This is a genomic window from Sporomusa aerivorans (genome assembly GCF_041428895.1).
Taxonomy (GTDB): domain Bacteria; phylum Bacillota; class Negativicutes; order Sporomusales; family Sporomusaceae; genus Sporomusa; species Sporomusa aerivorans.
Genome location: NZ_CP156926.1, coordinates 138,473 through 154,703, shown reverse-complemented (window position 1 = coordinate 154,703; position 16,231 = coordinate 138,473). Strand labels below are relative to the sequence as shown.

The 16,231-nt window shown below is 49.0% G+C and carries 15 protein-coding genes and 2 tRNA genes; 3 read left to right on the top strand and 14 right to left on the bottom strand.

Annotated features, from left to right (window positions below; genetic code table 11):
- Nucleotides 1-140 precede the first annotated feature (140 nt).
- From alr to hypA, 5 genes are all read right to left on the bottom strand, one after another.
- Complete coding sequence (alr, locus tag SATMO3_RS00625; RefSeq protein ID WP_371376051.1) at nucleotides 141-1,253, bottom strand: alanine racemase; 1,113 nt, start codon at nucleotides 1,251-1,253, stop codon at nucleotides 141-143.
- 34 nt (nucleotides 1,254-1,287) lie between these two features.
- On the bottom strand, nucleotides 1,288-2,646 hold the full coding sequence (locus tag SATMO3_RS00620; protein ID WP_371376048.1) for an amino acid permease: 1,359 nt from the start codon (nucleotides 2,644-2,646) through the stop codon (nucleotides 1,288-1,290).
- Nucleotides 2,647-2,713: 67 nt separating this feature from the next.
- Nucleotides 2,714-2,908 (bottom strand): aspartyl-phosphate phosphatase Spo0E family protein, encoded by a 195-nt coding sequence (locus SATMO3_RS00615; protein ID WP_371376045.1) that lies wholly within the window; start codon nucleotides 2,906-2,908, stop codon nucleotides 2,714-2,716.
- 11 nt (nucleotides 2,909-2,919) lie between these two features.
- Nucleotides 2,920-3,591, bottom strand: coding sequence for a hydrogenase nickel incorporation protein HypB (gene hypB / locus SATMO3_RS00610; protein WP_371376043.1), 672 nt, complete (start codon nucleotides 3,589-3,591; stop codon nucleotides 2,920-2,922).
- Between the two features lie 2 nt (nucleotides 3,592-3,593).
- A complete protein-coding gene (gene hypA / locus SATMO3_RS00605) occupies nucleotides 3,594-3,935 on the bottom strand; it encodes a hydrogenase maturation nickel metallochaperone HypA (RefSeq protein ID WP_371376040.1) in 342 nt (113 codons plus the stop codon).
- Nucleotides 3,936-4,148: 213 nt separating this feature from the next.
- On the opposite strand from hypA, the gene SATMO3_RS00600 reads away from it, so the two are divergent.
- Nucleotides 4,149-4,442: a small, acid-soluble spore protein, alpha/beta type gene (locus SATMO3_RS00600; RefSeq protein ID WP_371376037.1), complete on the top strand. Its 294-nt coding sequence runs from the start codon at nucleotides 4,149-4,151 to the stop codon at nucleotides 4,440-4,442.
- Between the two features lie 61 nt (nucleotides 4,443-4,503).
- On the opposite strand, the gene polX is transcribed toward SATMO3_RS00600, so the two are convergent.
- From polX to SATMO3_RS00580, 4 genes are all read right to left on the bottom strand, one after another.
- Nucleotides 4,504-6,222 (bottom strand): DNA polymerase/3'-5' exonuclease PolX, encoded by a 1,719-nt coding sequence (polX, locus tag SATMO3_RS00595; protein WP_371376035.1) that lies wholly within the window; start codon nucleotides 6,220-6,222, stop codon nucleotides 4,504-4,506.
- 10 nt (nucleotides 6,223-6,232) lie between these two features.
- Nucleotides 6,233-8,215, bottom strand: coding sequence for a penicillin-binding protein (locus tag SATMO3_RS00590; protein WP_371376032.1), 1,983 nt, complete (start codon nucleotides 8,213-8,215; stop codon nucleotides 6,233-6,235).
- A gap of 425 nt (nucleotides 8,216-8,640) precedes the next feature.
- Nucleotides 8,641-9,330, bottom strand: coding sequence for a TerC family protein (locus SATMO3_RS00585; protein WP_371376029.1), 690 nt, complete (start codon nucleotides 9,328-9,330; stop codon nucleotides 8,641-8,643).
- A 438-nt stretch (nucleotides 9,331-9,768) separates the two neighbouring features.
- The gene (locus tag SATMO3_RS00580; RefSeq protein ID WP_371376026.1) at nucleotides 9,769-10,710 is read right to left on the bottom strand and encodes a dipeptidase; all 942 of its coding nucleotides are present in this window, start codon (nucleotides 10,708-10,710) and stop codon (nucleotides 9,769-9,771) included.
- Nucleotides 10,711-10,873: 163 nt separating this feature from the next.
- Between SATMO3_RS00580 and SATMO3_RS00575 the strand changes: the two genes are divergently transcribed.
- Nucleotides 10,874-11,647: an alpha/beta hydrolase gene (locus SATMO3_RS00575; RefSeq protein WP_371376023.1), complete on the top strand. Its 774-nt coding sequence runs from the start codon at nucleotides 10,874-10,876 to the stop codon at nucleotides 11,645-11,647.
- On the opposite strand, the gene SATMO3_RS00570 is transcribed toward SATMO3_RS00575, so the two are convergent.
- The 5 genes from SATMO3_RS00570 to SATMO3_RS00550 form a co-directional block, all read right to left on the bottom strand.
- Entirely contained in the window at nucleotides 11,591-12,205 is a 615-nt protein-coding gene (locus tag SATMO3_RS00570) for a LysE family translocator (RefSeq protein ID WP_371376020.1), read from the bottom strand. The two genes, SATMO3_RS00575 and SATMO3_RS00570, sit on opposite strands and share 57 nt — an antisense overlap.
- Nucleotides 12,206-12,214: 9 nt before the next feature.
- Nucleotides 12,215-12,670 (bottom strand): Lrp/AsnC family transcriptional regulator, encoded by a 456-nt coding sequence (locus SATMO3_RS00565; RefSeq protein WP_371376017.1) that lies wholly within the window; start codon nucleotides 12,668-12,670, stop codon nucleotides 12,215-12,217.
- Nucleotides 12,671-12,972: 302 nt separating this feature from the next.
- Nucleotides 12,973-13,725, bottom strand: a complete 753-nt coding sequence (gene aroD / locus SATMO3_RS00560) for a type I 3-dehydroquinate dehydratase (protein ID WP_371376014.1) — start codon at nucleotides 13,723-13,725, stop codon at nucleotides 12,973-12,975.
- A 635-nt stretch (nucleotides 13,726-14,360) separates the two neighbouring features.
- Nucleotides 14,361-14,451 (bottom strand) — tRNA-Ser (locus SATMO3_RS00555).
- 63 nt (nucleotides 14,452-14,514) lie between these two features.
- Nucleotides 14,515-14,603: transfer RNA gene (locus SATMO3_RS00550), tRNA-Ser, on the bottom strand.
- A gap of 629 nt (nucleotides 14,604-15,232) precedes the next feature.
- Between SATMO3_RS00550 and SATMO3_RS00545 the strand changes: the two genes are divergently transcribed.
- Nucleotides 15,233-16,183 carry a magnesium transporter CorA family protein gene (locus SATMO3_RS00545; protein ID WP_371376011.1) on the top strand — a complete coding sequence of 317 codons (951 nt, stop codon included), beginning with the start codon at nucleotides 15,233-15,235 and terminating at the stop codon, nucleotides 16,181-16,183.
- Nucleotides 16,184-16,231 lie beyond the last annotated feature (48 nt).

Sequence of the window (16,231 nt, the reverse complement as noted above, 5' to 3'; positions counted from 1 at the left end):
TTTTAATTTCCAGACTATATTGTAAAATTAAAATATTTAAAATTATCTGTATGACAAAACTGTATTCATCAACGCTACCGGATGTAAAGTTTCCTGGTCAAAACAAAGCAGGCCTCCTCACCGGAAAGCCTGTCTAACTATTAAACATTCATGTAGGTACGCGGCACTCGCTTGCCCACCATACATACCAGCTCATAATTAATTGTTCCTAAGATACCGGCTATCTCATCGGCCGGAATCTCCGGAGCTCCGAACAGAGTCGCGGTATCACCGGGTTCGACGTCAGGAATCCCGCTAACATCGGCCATGCATTGATCCATACAAATTCTCCCGACCAACGGCGCTCGCCGGCCACGAATAAGTACACTGGCTCTGCCGGACAGCCGCCTTGTCCAACCGTCGGCATACCCAAGCGGCAGTGTGGCAATTGTACTTGCCTGAGCCGTGGTAAAGGCTCGTCCATAACTAATGCTGGTTCCGGCATTCACGGCCTTAATATGGGCAATCTGGGCCTTCAGCTGCATGGCCGGAGTCAGGATAATATTCCGTTCAACCTGGTCTGACGGCCATAACCCGTACAGAATAATTCCCGGCCTGACCATATCCAGATGGGTTTCCGGCATTTCCAGGGTAGCCGCACTGTTGGCAATATGTCTGACAGGTATAGATATACCCTTAGCAGCAATCCGGTCCAGCGCTTCGGCAAACCGGGCAAACTGTTCCTTTGCATAGGTCTTGTCGGCTTCATCGGCGGTGGCGAAATGTGAAAATACACCCTCCAGTTCAAGCCCGGGCATGGACGATACAGCTGCGGCAAACTCTCCTGCTTCCTCAGGCAAAACGCCAATGCGGCCCATGCCGGTGTCAACTTTTATGTGTATTTTGACTTTTTTTCCGGCCTCTACGCCGGCCGCCGATAAAGCACGGGCATCCTCCAGCGAAAAAACAGTCTGCGTAATACCGTAAGCAGCGACCGTCCGGGCTTGATGCGGCGGAGTATAACCAAGAATCAGTATCGGAACTAACAAACCGGCTTTTCTAAGCTCTACGGCCTCTGCCAGAATAGCTACCGCCAGGCGGTCGGCGCCAGCGGCTAAAACGGCCCGCGCCACAGCTACCGCGCCGTGACCGTAGCCATCAGCCTTAACCACGGCACAAAACCGGACACCGGGTTTCAGGCCTTTCTTTATTGCCTCCACATTCTTCTTAATAGCTGTTAAATTAATTTCAGCCCACACAGGACGATCAAACATACTATCGACTCCCCTCGCTGTTTCCTTGGAACAGCTAGCGTTTTACGCCTAGATGATAGGACACAACCAGTGCAAAAAGCCATATAGGCCCCACAATGAGCGCAAGCATAGTATCTGCATCCTGGCTCATAATAATAGCCACCCCTGCCAGCGCTGTCAAACAAAAAATTCCAGAGAAGGGGTAATAGGGCATTGGATAAACCAGCTTGTTTTCAGCTGCGGGCGACAGACTGTGCCGGAACCGAAACTGAATAATAATGATAGTAGCCCACACCCAGAGGCAGGAAAACGTCCCAATACTTGTGACATAGGTAAATACCTTCGCCGGAACAAAATAATTAAGCACAACGCCGGTCATCAGGCATACGGCTGATACCAATACACCGTTCACAGGCACCTGATTGGCGTTAAGTTTTCCTAAAAAAGCCGGGGCCTCGCCCTGACCGGCCAAGGTGTATAACATCCGTCCGGTACTGAACACACCGCTGTTGCAGGCCGACAATGCGGCAGATAACACAACAAAATTCATAATGCCCGCAGCATCACGTATCCCCAGTTTTTCAAATACTGCGACAAACGGGCTGCCGACCGAGCCAAATTCTGTCCAGGGATAAATCGACATAATCACATATAGAGAACCAATATAAAACAATATGATCCGCCAAAAAACCTTGTCAATAGCAGCCGGAATCGTCTTAGCCGGCTCCTTGGCCTCTCCGGCGGTTATGCCGATAACTTCAATACCGACATAGGAGAATAATACCATGGCTAAGGCCATAATTACCCCGCTTACGCCATAGGGAAAAAAGCCGCCATGCTGCCAGAGATGGGCTATGCCCACAGGCACGCCGCCATTGCCAACCCCCAGTATAATCATGCCCAAGCCACTGAGAATAAAGAGCACGATAGCTATCACCTTAACTAATGCAAACCAAAATTCGAACTCTCCATAGACTTCAACCGCAATAAGATTGACAGCCGTCATGACGGCCACGGCCGCGAGTGCCGGAATCCACTGCGGCAGTTCGGGCAGCCAGAAATTTACATATACACCCACTGCCGTAATTTCGGCCATGCCGGTCACAATCCACATGAACCAGTAGGTCCAGCCTGTTAAATAGCCGGGCAATGGTCCCAAAAAGGTATGTGCATAGGTACTGAATGAGCCTACTACCGGATAGGCTACCGCGAGTTCGCCCAAGGCCCTGAGCAGGCAGAAAACCACTATCCCCCCTAAAAGATAAGCCACTAACAGCGACGGCCCTGCCACCTGAATAGCGCTGGCTGACCCCAGGAATAGCCCGACCCCGATTGAGCCGCCAAGAGCTATGAGCTGAATATGCCGTTCTTTAAGCCCGCGTTTGAGTTCCTGCTGACCATTCTGCCTGCGCACGTCTATCCCTCCGCCGCCTTAAAATTTACTACTGTCTCTTAGTAAATTTATAATGGCGGCAGCCAGATTAGACCTCTGTTTTCTCTCTGCCTTTTACCTGACGGATCGTGGCAAGCTCATATTCGACAATAAGTCTGTCCAACTGACTGCTAAGGGCGGCTACCTCCCCGTCTGCGAAATCGCCCTGTTTTTGTGCCACCAAGAGGTGCAGCCGGTCACGAACCGCTTCGATTTCCCGTTCTTTATCCGCAAGAATGGCCACAATAGCCCCCCCTAATCATTATTTGCCTGATTACGAACAGACTTTACCTGTTCTTTAAGCCAATCCGCCCAACGGTCCAGCCCCTCGCCGGTTCTACAAGAGGCTTTAAGTAAAAAGGCCTCCGGATTTAGGCCATTAATATCCCGCACGGCGCTGTCTAAAGCAAAATCTGTATAGGGCAGCAAATCAATTTTATTCAAAATAACCGCCTGTGACTGCCGGAACACCAGCGGGTATTTCAATGGCTTGTCCTCTCCCTCGGTAATACTCAGCACCACCACTTTAGCATGTTCCCCGACGGCAAACTCGGCAGGACACACCAGGTTGCCGACATTTTCAATAATAAGGAGATCAATGGCCGCTAAGTCGAGGCTTGCCAGCGCAGTTTTAACCATAGCGGCATCTAAATGACAACCGCCCTCAGTATTAATTTGCACAACCGGCGTTCCTGCCGCGGCTACCCTGTCGGCATCTTTGGATGTATACAAATCACCCTCAATTACAGCAAGTTTTAATTGTCCTTTCAGCAAATGCGCGGTACGTTCTACCAGTGAAGTCTTGCCACAGCCCGGAGATCCCAGCAGGTTAATAACAAAAATGCCTTTGCTGGTTAAAAGCGCATTCAGTTCTGCGGCAGCCGCTTCATTCTTGCCCAAAATATTGCTCATTACGGTAATCTCCAAGACTACTCTACCTCCACACTCTCTACTGTCAGCTCACGCCCCGACACAATGTCTATGGCCGAAGAGCCGCATTGCTCACAAATAAACCGATATTTACTAATGTTGTCCAGCTGCCCGCAATCCCGGCAGCGGCCCATTAACGGAATAACCTGCACCGCCAGACAGGCGCCGGCGGCTATTGTGCCTGCTGCCAGGGCGTTAAAGCCAAAATCCAGTGCTTCAGGCACAACTCCGGTCAGTTCGCCGGCCAACACTCTTACCCTGGTTATTTTGCCAGCTCCATGACTGGCAGCTGTATCTAGCGCAATCTCAAGAATGCCTTGTGCAATTGCCATTTCATGCATTGTCCATATCCGCCGCCCACCCTAAAAATTCAACTCTCTTGCTATTTATTATTTCTCTGCGTTTCCTGTTAAATCCTTCCATAGAAAATTCGGCCATCTTTTGATCTTTCTCCCCTGGAAGGTTTTTACTAAATTAACATAAAGTTTATAGGATAATGACTATTAACCCCGTAGATACTAGGATCATAAAACATTCAGGAGGTGCTTTATTTAATGGCTAGAAGCAGAAAACCTGTCAATCCTGGTTCAGAGAATGCGCTGGACCGCATGAAAATGGAAGTAGCCAGCGAATTGGGAATTAGCGAACGCGTTAGCAGCCAAGGCTGGTCCACCATGACTTCAGCTGACTGCGGCCGGGTCGGCGGCCATATGGTCCGTCGTATGATCGAACAATATGAATCCACTTTAGGTGGCCAGACTACTGCTACCAGTTCCACTACCTCTACCACCGGGATGACCTCAACTGCCGGCACTATGACTTCACAGTTTGACATTAACAGCAAATAACCTTGTTTAAGTAAAGAAAAGGCGGCTATAGAAACCGCCTTTTCTCATTTTCAATATTACGTTAGCGTTTACACTGTAATAACTTGAGAACCTCAGGATATGGCCGGGAGTTAATAATATCACAGGCCGTCAATGCAGCTTTACGGGCGGAGGCCAGTCCATAGCGCAGGTGTTCAAATTCGCTTACAGCATGAGCATCCGGGTTTATGGCCAGCAGCACACCCTTCTCTTTGGCAGTCCGGCACCAGCGCCAGTCCAGATCAAGCCGGTACGGGCTGGCGTTAATTTCAATCATCGTGCCACTGCCGGCTGCCGCCTGTATTACTTCAGCCAGGTTAACAGCATACCCTTTACGTCCCAGTAACAGCCGCCCCGTCGGATGCCCCAGCATAGTTACATACCGGTTTTCTACCGCCCGGATAATGCGTCGGGTCATATCGGCCTCACTTTGCCGGAAGGCCGAATGTACAGAGGCCACAACAAAATCAAAGCTTGCCAGGATTTCATCCGGATAGTCAAGCGTCCCGTCAGGCAATATGTCGCTTTCGATACCCGTTAAAATGACAAATCCGGAATTGGCGGCATTTAGTTTTTCAATTTCCCTACGCTGAGCCAGCACGGTTTCCACCCTGAGGCCCCCAGCATAAACGGCAGTCTGGCTGTGGTCGGCTATCCCCAGGTACTGCCAGCCTCGCTTATGTGCTGCGGCAGCCATGTCAGCCAGACTGTTGCTGCCATCGGAATAGGTGGTATGAACATGAAAGACACCCCGAATATCGTCTATTGTTACCAATGGCCGAGCCACCGTTCCCGCCGGCGATAAAACAGCTTCGTCTTCCCGCAGTTCCGGTTCGATGTAACTTACAGCCAAGGCAGTATAAATGTCCTGCTCAGCCGCTGCCGGAACAGGTCCCCCGTCAGCTTTACAAATACCGGCAGGCGAAAGCTGCAAGCCTTTAGACTCAGCCTGAACAGCCAGTCTGGCTATATGGCCTTCACTGCCGGTATAATAGAACAATGTCTGAACAAATTCAGCAGGAGCGGTAATATAAACACGGCAGCCAAGACCATTGCTTAGAGTCAGGGCAATGGTATCATTAGCCTGGGTGCCAGCCTGCGAAACGCCCGGCATAACAGTCAGGGCAGCGGCCAGCATAGCCGGTTCACTACAGGCTGCAACAATTTCAATGTCACGGATAATCTCTAAGCCGCGGCGAATATCGCCGGCAACTGCTGCTTGCACCACTCCGGGCTGCAGTTTAATAAACTCCACAATTAGATCAGCAACCGGCCAGGCATCGCCAAGAATAAACTGTCCCTGGAATTTCTTCATGTCTTCAATCCCTTGTAAGATCCTTTCCTGGGACTTCTGCCCAAATCCTTTCAAGGAAACGAGCCTGTTTTCCCGACAGGCGTATTCGAGCTCTCCCAGGGAATTTACACCAAGCTGCTGCTTAAGTACCAAGGCCTTTTTAGGCCCAACACCGGGAAGTTTCAGGAGGTCAAACAAAACCGGCGGCAAACTGGTTTTTAGCTCCTCATAATAGGTTATCCGCCCGGTAGTAATGTATTCAAGAATTTTTTCTCTGAGTACCGGACCAATTCCCTTAGTTTCAACCACTTGGGCTAACCTGCCGTCAGCGGAAAATTCTCCGTTCAACTGGTCAATCAGGCGGGCTGCATTTTGGTAGGCGCGGATCTTAAATGTACTTTCACCGCTAAGTTCAAGCATAACCGCAATCTCGGCCAGGAACCGGACCAGTTCATTTTTATCTGCCATTAGCGCCCTCCTATCTGGACTCAAAGTAGACTACTATTTCGGTTCCCGGAACAACCGGGACATTCGGACTGATACTTTGTTTTACCGCCGTACCTGTACCGACCGGCACAAAAGCTAGCCCCAGATTATGCAGTTCATCTGCCGCCTCCCGGATTGTTTTGCCGTTGAGCGCCGGCATCAGCACGTGCCCTGCCGGCACTTGCGGCGGCGGGACCTTTACAGCAGGCGCTGCTGCCGACGTTCCGTTCCCGTCAGCAGCCGGTTTGACCGGCGGCAGCAGGCTGTTGCCGTCTTGAGGCCTTACATTCAGATATCGCATAACCTGCGTCATAATATCATTAAAAACCGGTGCGGCAATTTCACCGCCATAATAAATACCATCCGGGTCATCCAGGACAATAAGGGCGGCGATCTGCGGGTCCTCAACAGGACCAAAGCCGGCAAAAGATGCAATGTAATGACCGGCCAGATAGCCCTGCCCATTAGGATCGGGCTTTTCAGCCGTGCCCGTTTTGCCGGCAAAACGGTAGCCTTGCACAGCCGCCCGTTTGCCGCCGCCTTCGCTGACCACCTTTTCCAGCAAGGTAGTTAATGTGCGGGCCGTTTCCGGTGAAATGGCCTGTCTGACAATAATCGGATCAAAAGCTTCGGCCAATGTACCGTCATTAAGACGGTACTCCTTAATAATGCGGGGTTTTAACAATACGCCGTCATTGGCAATCGCCGAAATGGCGGTAACCAGTTGCAGCGGGGTAACCGCTATACTTTGGCCGATGGACATAGTAGCCGTATCACTGTCACGCATTTCTTTCGGGTCAAACAAAAGCCCTTGCTCTTCGCCCGGCAGTTCAATGCCTGTTGCCTTACCGAAACCAAACGCCTGCACATAGCTGGTCAGCTTGGCAGCTCCTAACCGTAGTCCTATTTCTACAAAACCGGTATTGATCGAGTTTTTAATAATATCTACAAACGATATATTGCCGTAACTGTCACCACTCCAGTTCTTAATCCGCCTACCGGAAATTTCTACATATCCCTTGTCTACAAAACGTTCGTCAGGCCTTACCTTGCCTTCCTGTAATGCGGCGGCGGCAACAACAGCTTTAAACGTCGACCCAGGCTCATAGACAATGGACACGGCCCGGTTCTTCCACTCTACGGGGCTGTAGCGTTCAAATTGATTGGGATTGTAGCCGGGACGGCTGGCCATAGCCAGGATTTCGCCGGTCTTTGGCTGCATAATGATAACAGTGGCCGCCTTAGCTCCCGTTTGCTCCATTGCCCGGTCCAGCGACCGTTCGACTATGTACTGAATCGCGCTGTCTATTGTCAGGTAAACAGAACGACCCTGTCTTTCCGGCAGAAATGAAAAAATCGATTTGTATATTGGCGTACCATAGCTGTCTGTATCAATAACCTGTTTGAGTTCTCTGCCTTTAATAGTTTTATCAAGCGCCATCTCCAGACCCTCAAGCCCAACGTCGTCCGTACCGACAAACCCCAGGATTTGAGCAGCCAGAGAGTCATTGGGATAATAGCGTTTGCTTTCTTCTACAAACCCCAGACCGGTAAGATTGTGTTCCTTGATAAGCGCGGAAACAGCTGCTGCCTGCTCCGGTTCCAGGGTGCGCTTAATCCACACAAAACCGGCGCCGGCTGTCAGCCGTTCTTTAATATTTGCCGCGTTCATGCCAACAATAGGCGCCAGCAGGCTGCTAAGCGTATCGGCATCATTTATCTCCCGCGGATTGGCGTACAGGGATTTATTCAGACTGCTCACCGCAAGTTCGCGGCCGTTACGGTCATAGATGGTACCGCGAGGCGACTGCATAACCCGGCTTTCCCGCAGTTGCGCCTGTACTTTGGCACTTAACCGCTGTCCTTCCCCGAACTGAATCCAGGCAATGCGCCCGGCCAATCCAATTAGTGAAACTATTGTCATAATAAGAAATAAAGCCAGTCTTCTTTGAATACGTACCGGCATTACGGCCATGTCTTGTCAACCCTTCCCAGAACTCGAATTTCACATAAAGAAAACACGGCTTGCGCCGAGCCTTTGGCGAAAGCGGAAGCCGATGTTGCCCTTATCCAGGCGAAAGTTATACTTTCTGTCAGGATAAGAAAAGACTTGGCTTGTACCAAGTCCTTCAGGACGCCGGCGGAAGCCTTAGTCGTTTTACATTATCAAAAAGCCTACTTTCTGATAATGTAAAAACATTCGCCACCTGTAAGCATTTACCCTGCTATCATACCACAGCTAGCTTGCACAAACCATTCCCCGGCTTGCCGAAATAAAGAATAGCCAACGTGCGCAGGGCCCAAGCGATAATGGCAGTCGTTACGCCCCTGGGTCGGCGGACCGGACAGAAAAAGACACTGCCCGCAGGCAGTGTCCTCTCATTCACATAAATTTAAATTCTATCGGGCCGGGTGACTTACTTTAGAACAGGCTTCAGCAGTGTCCTTGTGATTTTTCTTCCACCAGAAGCCCACTGCCAGCACCCCCGCCGTAATAGCCGCCGGAATTAACCATCCAGGTAAAGCAGCATGAATGACCGGCCCAATTTTATGATCGGCCATCATCATCTCACCGGCAGTCCAGGCAATCAGCGCAGCACCGGCATACACGACTATCGGGAATTTATCCATTATCTTAATAATGACCTGACTGCCGAATATAATCAAGGGTATACTGAGCCCAAGACCAAGCCCCAGCAGCAAGTAATCGCCCTTGGCTACGGCGGCAATGGCCAGTGTGTTGTCAAGGCTCATGACTAAATCGGCAATAATAATTGTCTTGACAGCGGCCAGGAAGGAGGTTCCAGCCTCGATGTTTTCTTCATCGGTATCCTCCATAAGCAATTTTGCAGCAATCCAAACAAGCAATAAGCCGCCAATAAATTGCACATAGGGAATCTGCAAGAGCACAACCGCTACAAGTGTTAACACCACCCGCAGCCCTATCGCCCCCGCGCTACCCCACAGGATGGCCATCTTTTGCTGCTTCGGGGGCAAACAACGGCTGGCCATGGCAATGACCACTGCATTGTCGCCGCTAAGCACGATGTTCACCATCATGATACTAGCTAGCGCTAATAAAAACTCCATTCTTCTGCACTCCTTTTAGGATAAATTACTGTGCCGGCAGCCAGATAAGCCAGCCGTCACTTCTTTATATCTAGTTTTAGTACCAGATATAAAACCATTGAATTAAGATTATTGTACCAATCTCCATCAAAATGCGCAAGTCCCTGCCTAACAAAATATTGTATACATCACCCTGTTAATTTATTTTTATTCCTTATTTTGGTGATTAATCAACAAATTCCCCGATGAATATTGCCCTCTGCATCTGCTGCACTAAACAAAAAACAGGCAGTCTCATAATGTTCACTGCCTGCATACATGAATAATTATACATATTCTACATCGTTTCACTTAATACCTGATATTATATTTAGATCCTATTACTTAAGTCTTTGCTAAGGTCCCACTTGAAATTCATGTCTTTTTCCACATGCCAACTGTATTTATCCAATGGCAAATCTATTTTAGAGTATCCCTGATAACTCTCAGAGCATTGCGCCAACAGATTTTTTCTATTTCATCCTGACGGAAACCGCCACCTTCCAAAGCCTGGACAAGTTTATGCATTTCCCCGGCATGAGCCAGTTCCAACTCCGGCTCGATACCGTCAAAATCAGAGCCAATAGCAATAACCTCGATTCCGCCTACCTTGCGGATATGCTGCAAATGGCGCACCATATCGGCAATCCGGCTAACACCAGCATCTCCCAGAAAACTTCTCTCAAAATTAAGTCCCATGACACCGCCTTTTTCAGCCAGTACCCTGATCATATCATCGGTTAAGTTTCGGGGATGCCCGGTCACGGCGCGGGCATTGGAGTGTGAGGCTACAAAGGGCTTTGTCGCCAGCCGGGCAACATCCCAAAAACCGCCGTCCGACATATGAGATACATCGACAAGCATGCCGAGGTCATTCATAGCGGCCACCACTTCTCGGCCAAAGGCTGTAAGCCCGCTGCCACTGCCTTCGGGACGGCAGTTGGGATAACCCAGCTCATTGGGATGGTTCCAGGTCAGAGTAATCAGTCTCACACCCAGATGATAGAAGTTTTCCAGATTAGCCAGGCTGCCGTTCAGCACCGCCCCTTCCTCGATGGTTAAAAAAGCCGATATTTTACCGCCGGCTTGATTCTCCATCAGTTGTCCATAATTTTTGGCGAGAGCTATATGCTGTTCATTTTTCTCAATCTCCCGGAAAAACCGTTCGGCCATAGCATTCGCCCGCGCGAGCGGATCCGGCGTTTTTTCTTTATTCACAAATAGTGCAAAAAATTGCGCCTGCACCTGCCCGGCCCGCAGTTTTTCAATATCTACACTAAACGAATTGCGGTACAGATTCGCCTGCTCACCCTCCTCCACAAGTTTCCAAACAGTATCACAATGTAAATCAATAAACTTCAACCCTTTCACACTCCTTCCGTTATATTGCAGCCAGTAAACCCTGCACCCCGGGCAGCTGACTGTCTTGCTGCAGAATATCGGTAAATCTCCTATAATGAATATACTGGATAAAATGAATAAACCCTGCCGGCAATTGGCAGGCAATACTGTACCGGAGGGGATTATGATGAAACAGATTGTTATTCCCAATAACGGCAAAAACATAGCCGGCGTGCTTCATCCGGCAAGCCGTCCCCAGGGAAAAACCCTTATTATCTCGCATGGCTTTCGCGGCACCAAAGACGGCGGCGGACGGGCGGTAGCCCTGGCGGAAGCGGTAGCAGCCATTGGCTTTAACGTAATCCGGTATGACTTCACACCACTACAAAACTTATCCTGTCAAATCGCGGAATTGACTGCTGTTGTTAGCCATGTCCGGCAATCAGCGGAAGAAGTCTTTTTGTTAGGCCGCAGCATGGGAGGAAGCGCCTCCCTGGCGGCGGCGGCAGACCAAGCCGTAAACGGCCTTATCCTTTGGTCTACTCCCTGGGATTTGGCCGCCACTTTCCGGCAAGCACTCGGCGTTCACTATGAACGGCTGACGGCCGGTGAAACGGTATCCCTGACGGACAATTACGGCCGCCTGATGCTTACACCTGATTTTATTCAGGATTTTAGGAGGTATGATCTGCTTGGCGCCGTCAGCAGCCTGAGGCATGTGCCGCTGCTTATTTTACAGGGTTCGGCCGACAGTCTTGTTGCCGTCAGCCAGGCCCAGGCTATCTATTCCGCAGCTCCCGGTCCCGTCAGACTGATTATTTTTCCGGCCGGCGATCATCACCTGACAGATCATGCCCAAGAAGCCGGTAATACCATAATTGCCTGGTTAGAACAATTAACACTAGACTGCACTCGCCAGAGCCATGGCCCCGAATACGGCCAGAACAAGTCCGGCTAGTTTGTTAATAAACCCGAGGCGGTCAAGATGAAGCCGTTCGCGCAAAGCATCTACAGCGCCACACAGCAGTAGCCACCATAGCATAGATCCTGACCATACGCCAAGTACCAGCAAAGCTGAAGAACCGTAACTCCCTGAATCCCCGCCGATTCCCAGTCCGGCAAACACTCCGGCAAAGGATATGATGGTCATAGGATTTGTCACTGTCAGAAAAAAAGTCGACACAAATGCTCTGGGGATGCTTTCTGCTTTAACAGCAGTACTACGGGTTGCCAGTCCTAAGCGGTAAGTGGAATACCCGAGATATAGCAGAAATAATCCGCCGCCAATTCTTAAGACCAACTGTGCATCCAGCAGGGCGCCGGCGATAGCCGTCAACCCAAAGGCGGCGATACTGCCATACAGGGCATCGGCCGTGGCAGCCCCCAGCCCGGAAGTCACCCCGATTAACCTGCCGTGGCCTAATGTTCTTTTGATGCACAACAACCCAATCGGCCCCACCGGCGCTGCAATGGAAAACCCCAGAATCAGCCCTTTTAAAAAAACCAGCCATTCCATATCCGTCCCTCACTCAATAACCAACGGCAGCACAGGCGTCTCTTTAACAGTGGACAAGATAACCGTCGTGCGCGTTTTGATAACACCGCAAATACCTTTAATATCATGGCTTAGTAGCTTTTCGAGATGCCGGGTGTCTTTACAGCATACTTTAAGGATATAGTCCTCATCACCGGCGGTATGGTGACATTCCTGAATTTCGGGCGTAGCGCCGACGAATTGCAAAAATTCCTGCCGGTGTTCCGGGCGTTCCAGGGTGACCGAAACTAAAGCGGCCAGGTTCAGGCCTACGCGGTTGGCCTCAATTAGCGCCGTATAGCCGCGGATGATCCCTTGCTGTTCCAGTTTATGGACCCGTTCGGCCGCGGCCGGAGCCGATAAGCCGAGATAAGCGCCCAATTCGGCCCATGTTGCCCGTGCGTTGTGCATCAGTTTATAGATTGCTTTTAAATCCAAATTATCCATCTTATATCTCCTTCAATACATTTGTTTACAAGCATAATATCATTATATTATTAAGTTTTCAATAGTTTCCAGCGTGACTATCTGATAGTCGGCTAATTTTAAGCTTATATTCGCTAAGGCGATTAATACCAAAAGCCGACTATTGACGTTAGGTCAATAGTCGGCTCATACTGCGAATTAAAGAAGGCATTCTAAAACACGGTATTAATAAATCATGAGAATGGACGCCTTTTTTATGTGCTTATCCCCTCACAAGACAGTAAGCACTTTTGTTTTATCGGCTTTCATTATTAACAATGTTATCAAGCGCCCATTGCCTTAGTGATTATCGGCAGGGTGGTTTTTAAGTCCTCAATTGGCAGTTGCCCCGGCGCAGAGGCATGTGAGCCCACGCCAAAGGTCAGCGCAGAACCGAAAACACCGCCAATGATCCGGCTTACTGCACCGTATTTTCCCATAGATATCGCAATAACAGGAATACTTATCTTTGTTTTGGCCTCCAGCGTAGCTCCGAGTAAAGTTAGGACATCCTCCAGGCACTGCGGCATCACGGCCACCTTGGCGACATCCAGACGATACTCAGCAGCCTGAACAAACTTTTCTACTAATACTTCCCGGCCTGGTGTAAACACAAAGTTATGAAAGGAACCGATGATTTTTGTTCCTGTTGCTTCGGCCACAGTCTTAAGACTCCCGAGGTGGTCAGCTTTATTACAAAGCTCGCAATCTACATACTCTATTGATGTATTACGGCAAATGGACATGTTTAATTCCACAATCTGCTCTGCCGAAAGCGGAATCGGCTGACCGCCCTCACATTCAGAGCGAATAGTAAAGATTGCGGGTATGTTCCCCGCGGTTTGTTTTATCGTCTCTGCAAGAGCAAGTACCTTAGCCGGCTGAGAAATCTGCGCAAAAAAATCGGCCCGCCATTCAATTATATCAGGCTGTTTTGCTAAAATACCGGCCAACTCCAGTAAAATTTCATCCTGGCTGCCGGCAACCAGCGAAGCGCAAATCAACGGCTGGCCGCTTTGACCAATACTGTTTTTCAATTCCGCTCTCCCCTTTTTTCTTTTTTACTGATTATGAGTTAGTCCGCTAAGTAATTGTAGCGGTAGAAAGAACATCCAGCGAGAAAGCGATTAAATAGCTGCCCTTGAAACTGCCTACGGATAAACGACAGCAGAATCCATTGAGGTAGGCCTGGAATTCAATTCTTCCATTGCGGGGGACAAGCGAACAAAAGAGCAGCATTTTCTTTCTCAAGTCTTCCATGGAATGATTTCCGCTTTTACCCCAGCGATTATCGGCTTCATCGTTAATCCAAGCGGGCTCTTTCTTAGCCCTTATTATACTACAAATTGCAAGATTTTAGGTTAACGCCTATACGGCGATTCAGTGCATTTTTTGCACTTTTTTTGTAGAAATTCCATTCATGTTGTAAAAAATCACTCACCAAACTCAAGTTGCGATAATAAAGAAAACACGGCTTGCGCTGAGCCTTTGGCGAAAGCACAAGCCGCTGTTGCCCTTATCCAGGCGAAAGTATACTTTCTATCAGGACAAGAAAAACCAGGGACTGTCTTCCTGCCCCTGGCATATCTGCGACACGCTCTAAGACTTCCTTTAATAATTGCCATAATAGAAATAGGACTTTGGAGAATTCTCCAAAGTCCTATTTCTATTATGGCGGAGTGGCAGGGATTTGAACCCTGGCGGGCCTCACGACCCCTAACGATTTAGCAAACCGTCCTCTTCAGCCACTTGAGTACCACTCCGTGTTTAAACTGAACATGTTAGATTATACCAAAAGCCCGCCATGAAGTCAATTGTATACTTTATGGCGGAGGGGGTGGGATTCGAACCCACGGTCCCTTGCGGGATCACTGGTTTTCAAGACCAGCTCCATAAACCACTCGGACACCCCTCCATGATCCGGCACAATAAATATTATAGCAAACGCCAAGAGGGCTTGTCAACAAACCAGCCCCAGGTAATTTTATCTATAGGATTAGTATACTGTCACACCACTTATTTGCCGGCTGTGTTCTGCAGGGTGTCCGCTTCCAGCTCCCGGACGAATTCCGGCAAATCCCGGAGCAATTCTTCTAATTCTTCGGCCGTCAGGGCTGCCTCTATTGACAAATCCACTTTATTCCCTCCTTTCGCCTGCGCACCTCTAAACTGGCTGAATAATACAATAATACATAGAATATGGGATTTAGTATCATTCTAGCATACAGAGGCTCGGGTTATGCTAAGACTACGTAAAAAACCTGTTAATTTTCAATAAAAAGGTTGACTATTAACGCAAACAGAATTATAGTCTTTATAGAGATATTCAAAGATAATCTCTAATAATCTAAAGGTAGGTGAGATAGATGGATGTAGACCGACCTAGCGGGCCTGTTTTGCATAATTTGATAATAATTAGGGGAATATTCCATTTTTCTCGCCTTTATTTGTCTTAAACAACATGTTGGTCAGTGCTGCCAACCAGCATAAGATACATAAAGGGTGATTTGGCATTCCCCCAACCACAAGAAAGGGGGATTCATCATGCTTAAAATTTATCGCAGCAACTGCACCCATCTATATGAGCTCACTTTCCAGACACTGGAGAAAGGGGCTTGGTTTAATCTTATAAATCCTACACCGGAAGAATTAGAGCGGGTAGCTTCTGTCACCGGCAGTCCGCTTGATTTTCTTAAGGCGGCTTTGGACGAAGAAGAACGATCCCGTATTGAACTCGACGAGAACCACATGCTGGTAATAACCAACATTCCGGTCACCCGTGGCCACGACAGTTATGACGCGCTGCCTCTGGGCATTGTGCTGACACCCGAATACATTATTACGGTTTGCCTGGAAGCCAACGAGATATTAGCCGACTTTAATCCGGATAATCCCCGCGTGTTCAGCACCTTCAAAAAGACCCGCTTCTTATTCCAGATTCTTTACAAATCCGCTACCTTATTTCTGAGATACCTCAAGCAAATCAATCGCCGTACTGACGAAATCGAACGTTACCTTCGCCGCTCCATGCAAAACGAGGAAATTTTTCAACTGCTTGAACTGCAAAAAGGTCTAACCTACTTTGCCGCTTCACTGCGTTCTAACGGAATTGTCCTGGAAAAGCTGCTCAGGCTAAGATCGACCAGCCAGGTCCAGCATCTCATCAAAATGTATGAAGAGGATGAAGATTTGCTGGAAGATGTCATTATTGAAAATAAGCAGGCTATTGAGATGGTGGAGATGTACAGCCGCATTCTAAATGGCATGATGGACACCTTTACTTCCATCATATCCAATAATCTGAACCGGGTCATGAAATTCCTGGCCTCCATGACTATCATCCTGGCCATTCCAACGATGGTCTCCAGTTTTATGGGCATGAACGTGGATATACCTCTTGGAGGAACAGCCGGCGGTTTTGCCGCTACCTTGCTCTTCGCCGCAGCCGTAACCGCCCTCAGTGCCTTTGGCCTATGGCGCAAAGGCATGTTTTAAAGCTTTCGAATATGTGACACCCCGGGGAAAATTCCCCGGGGTGTTGCT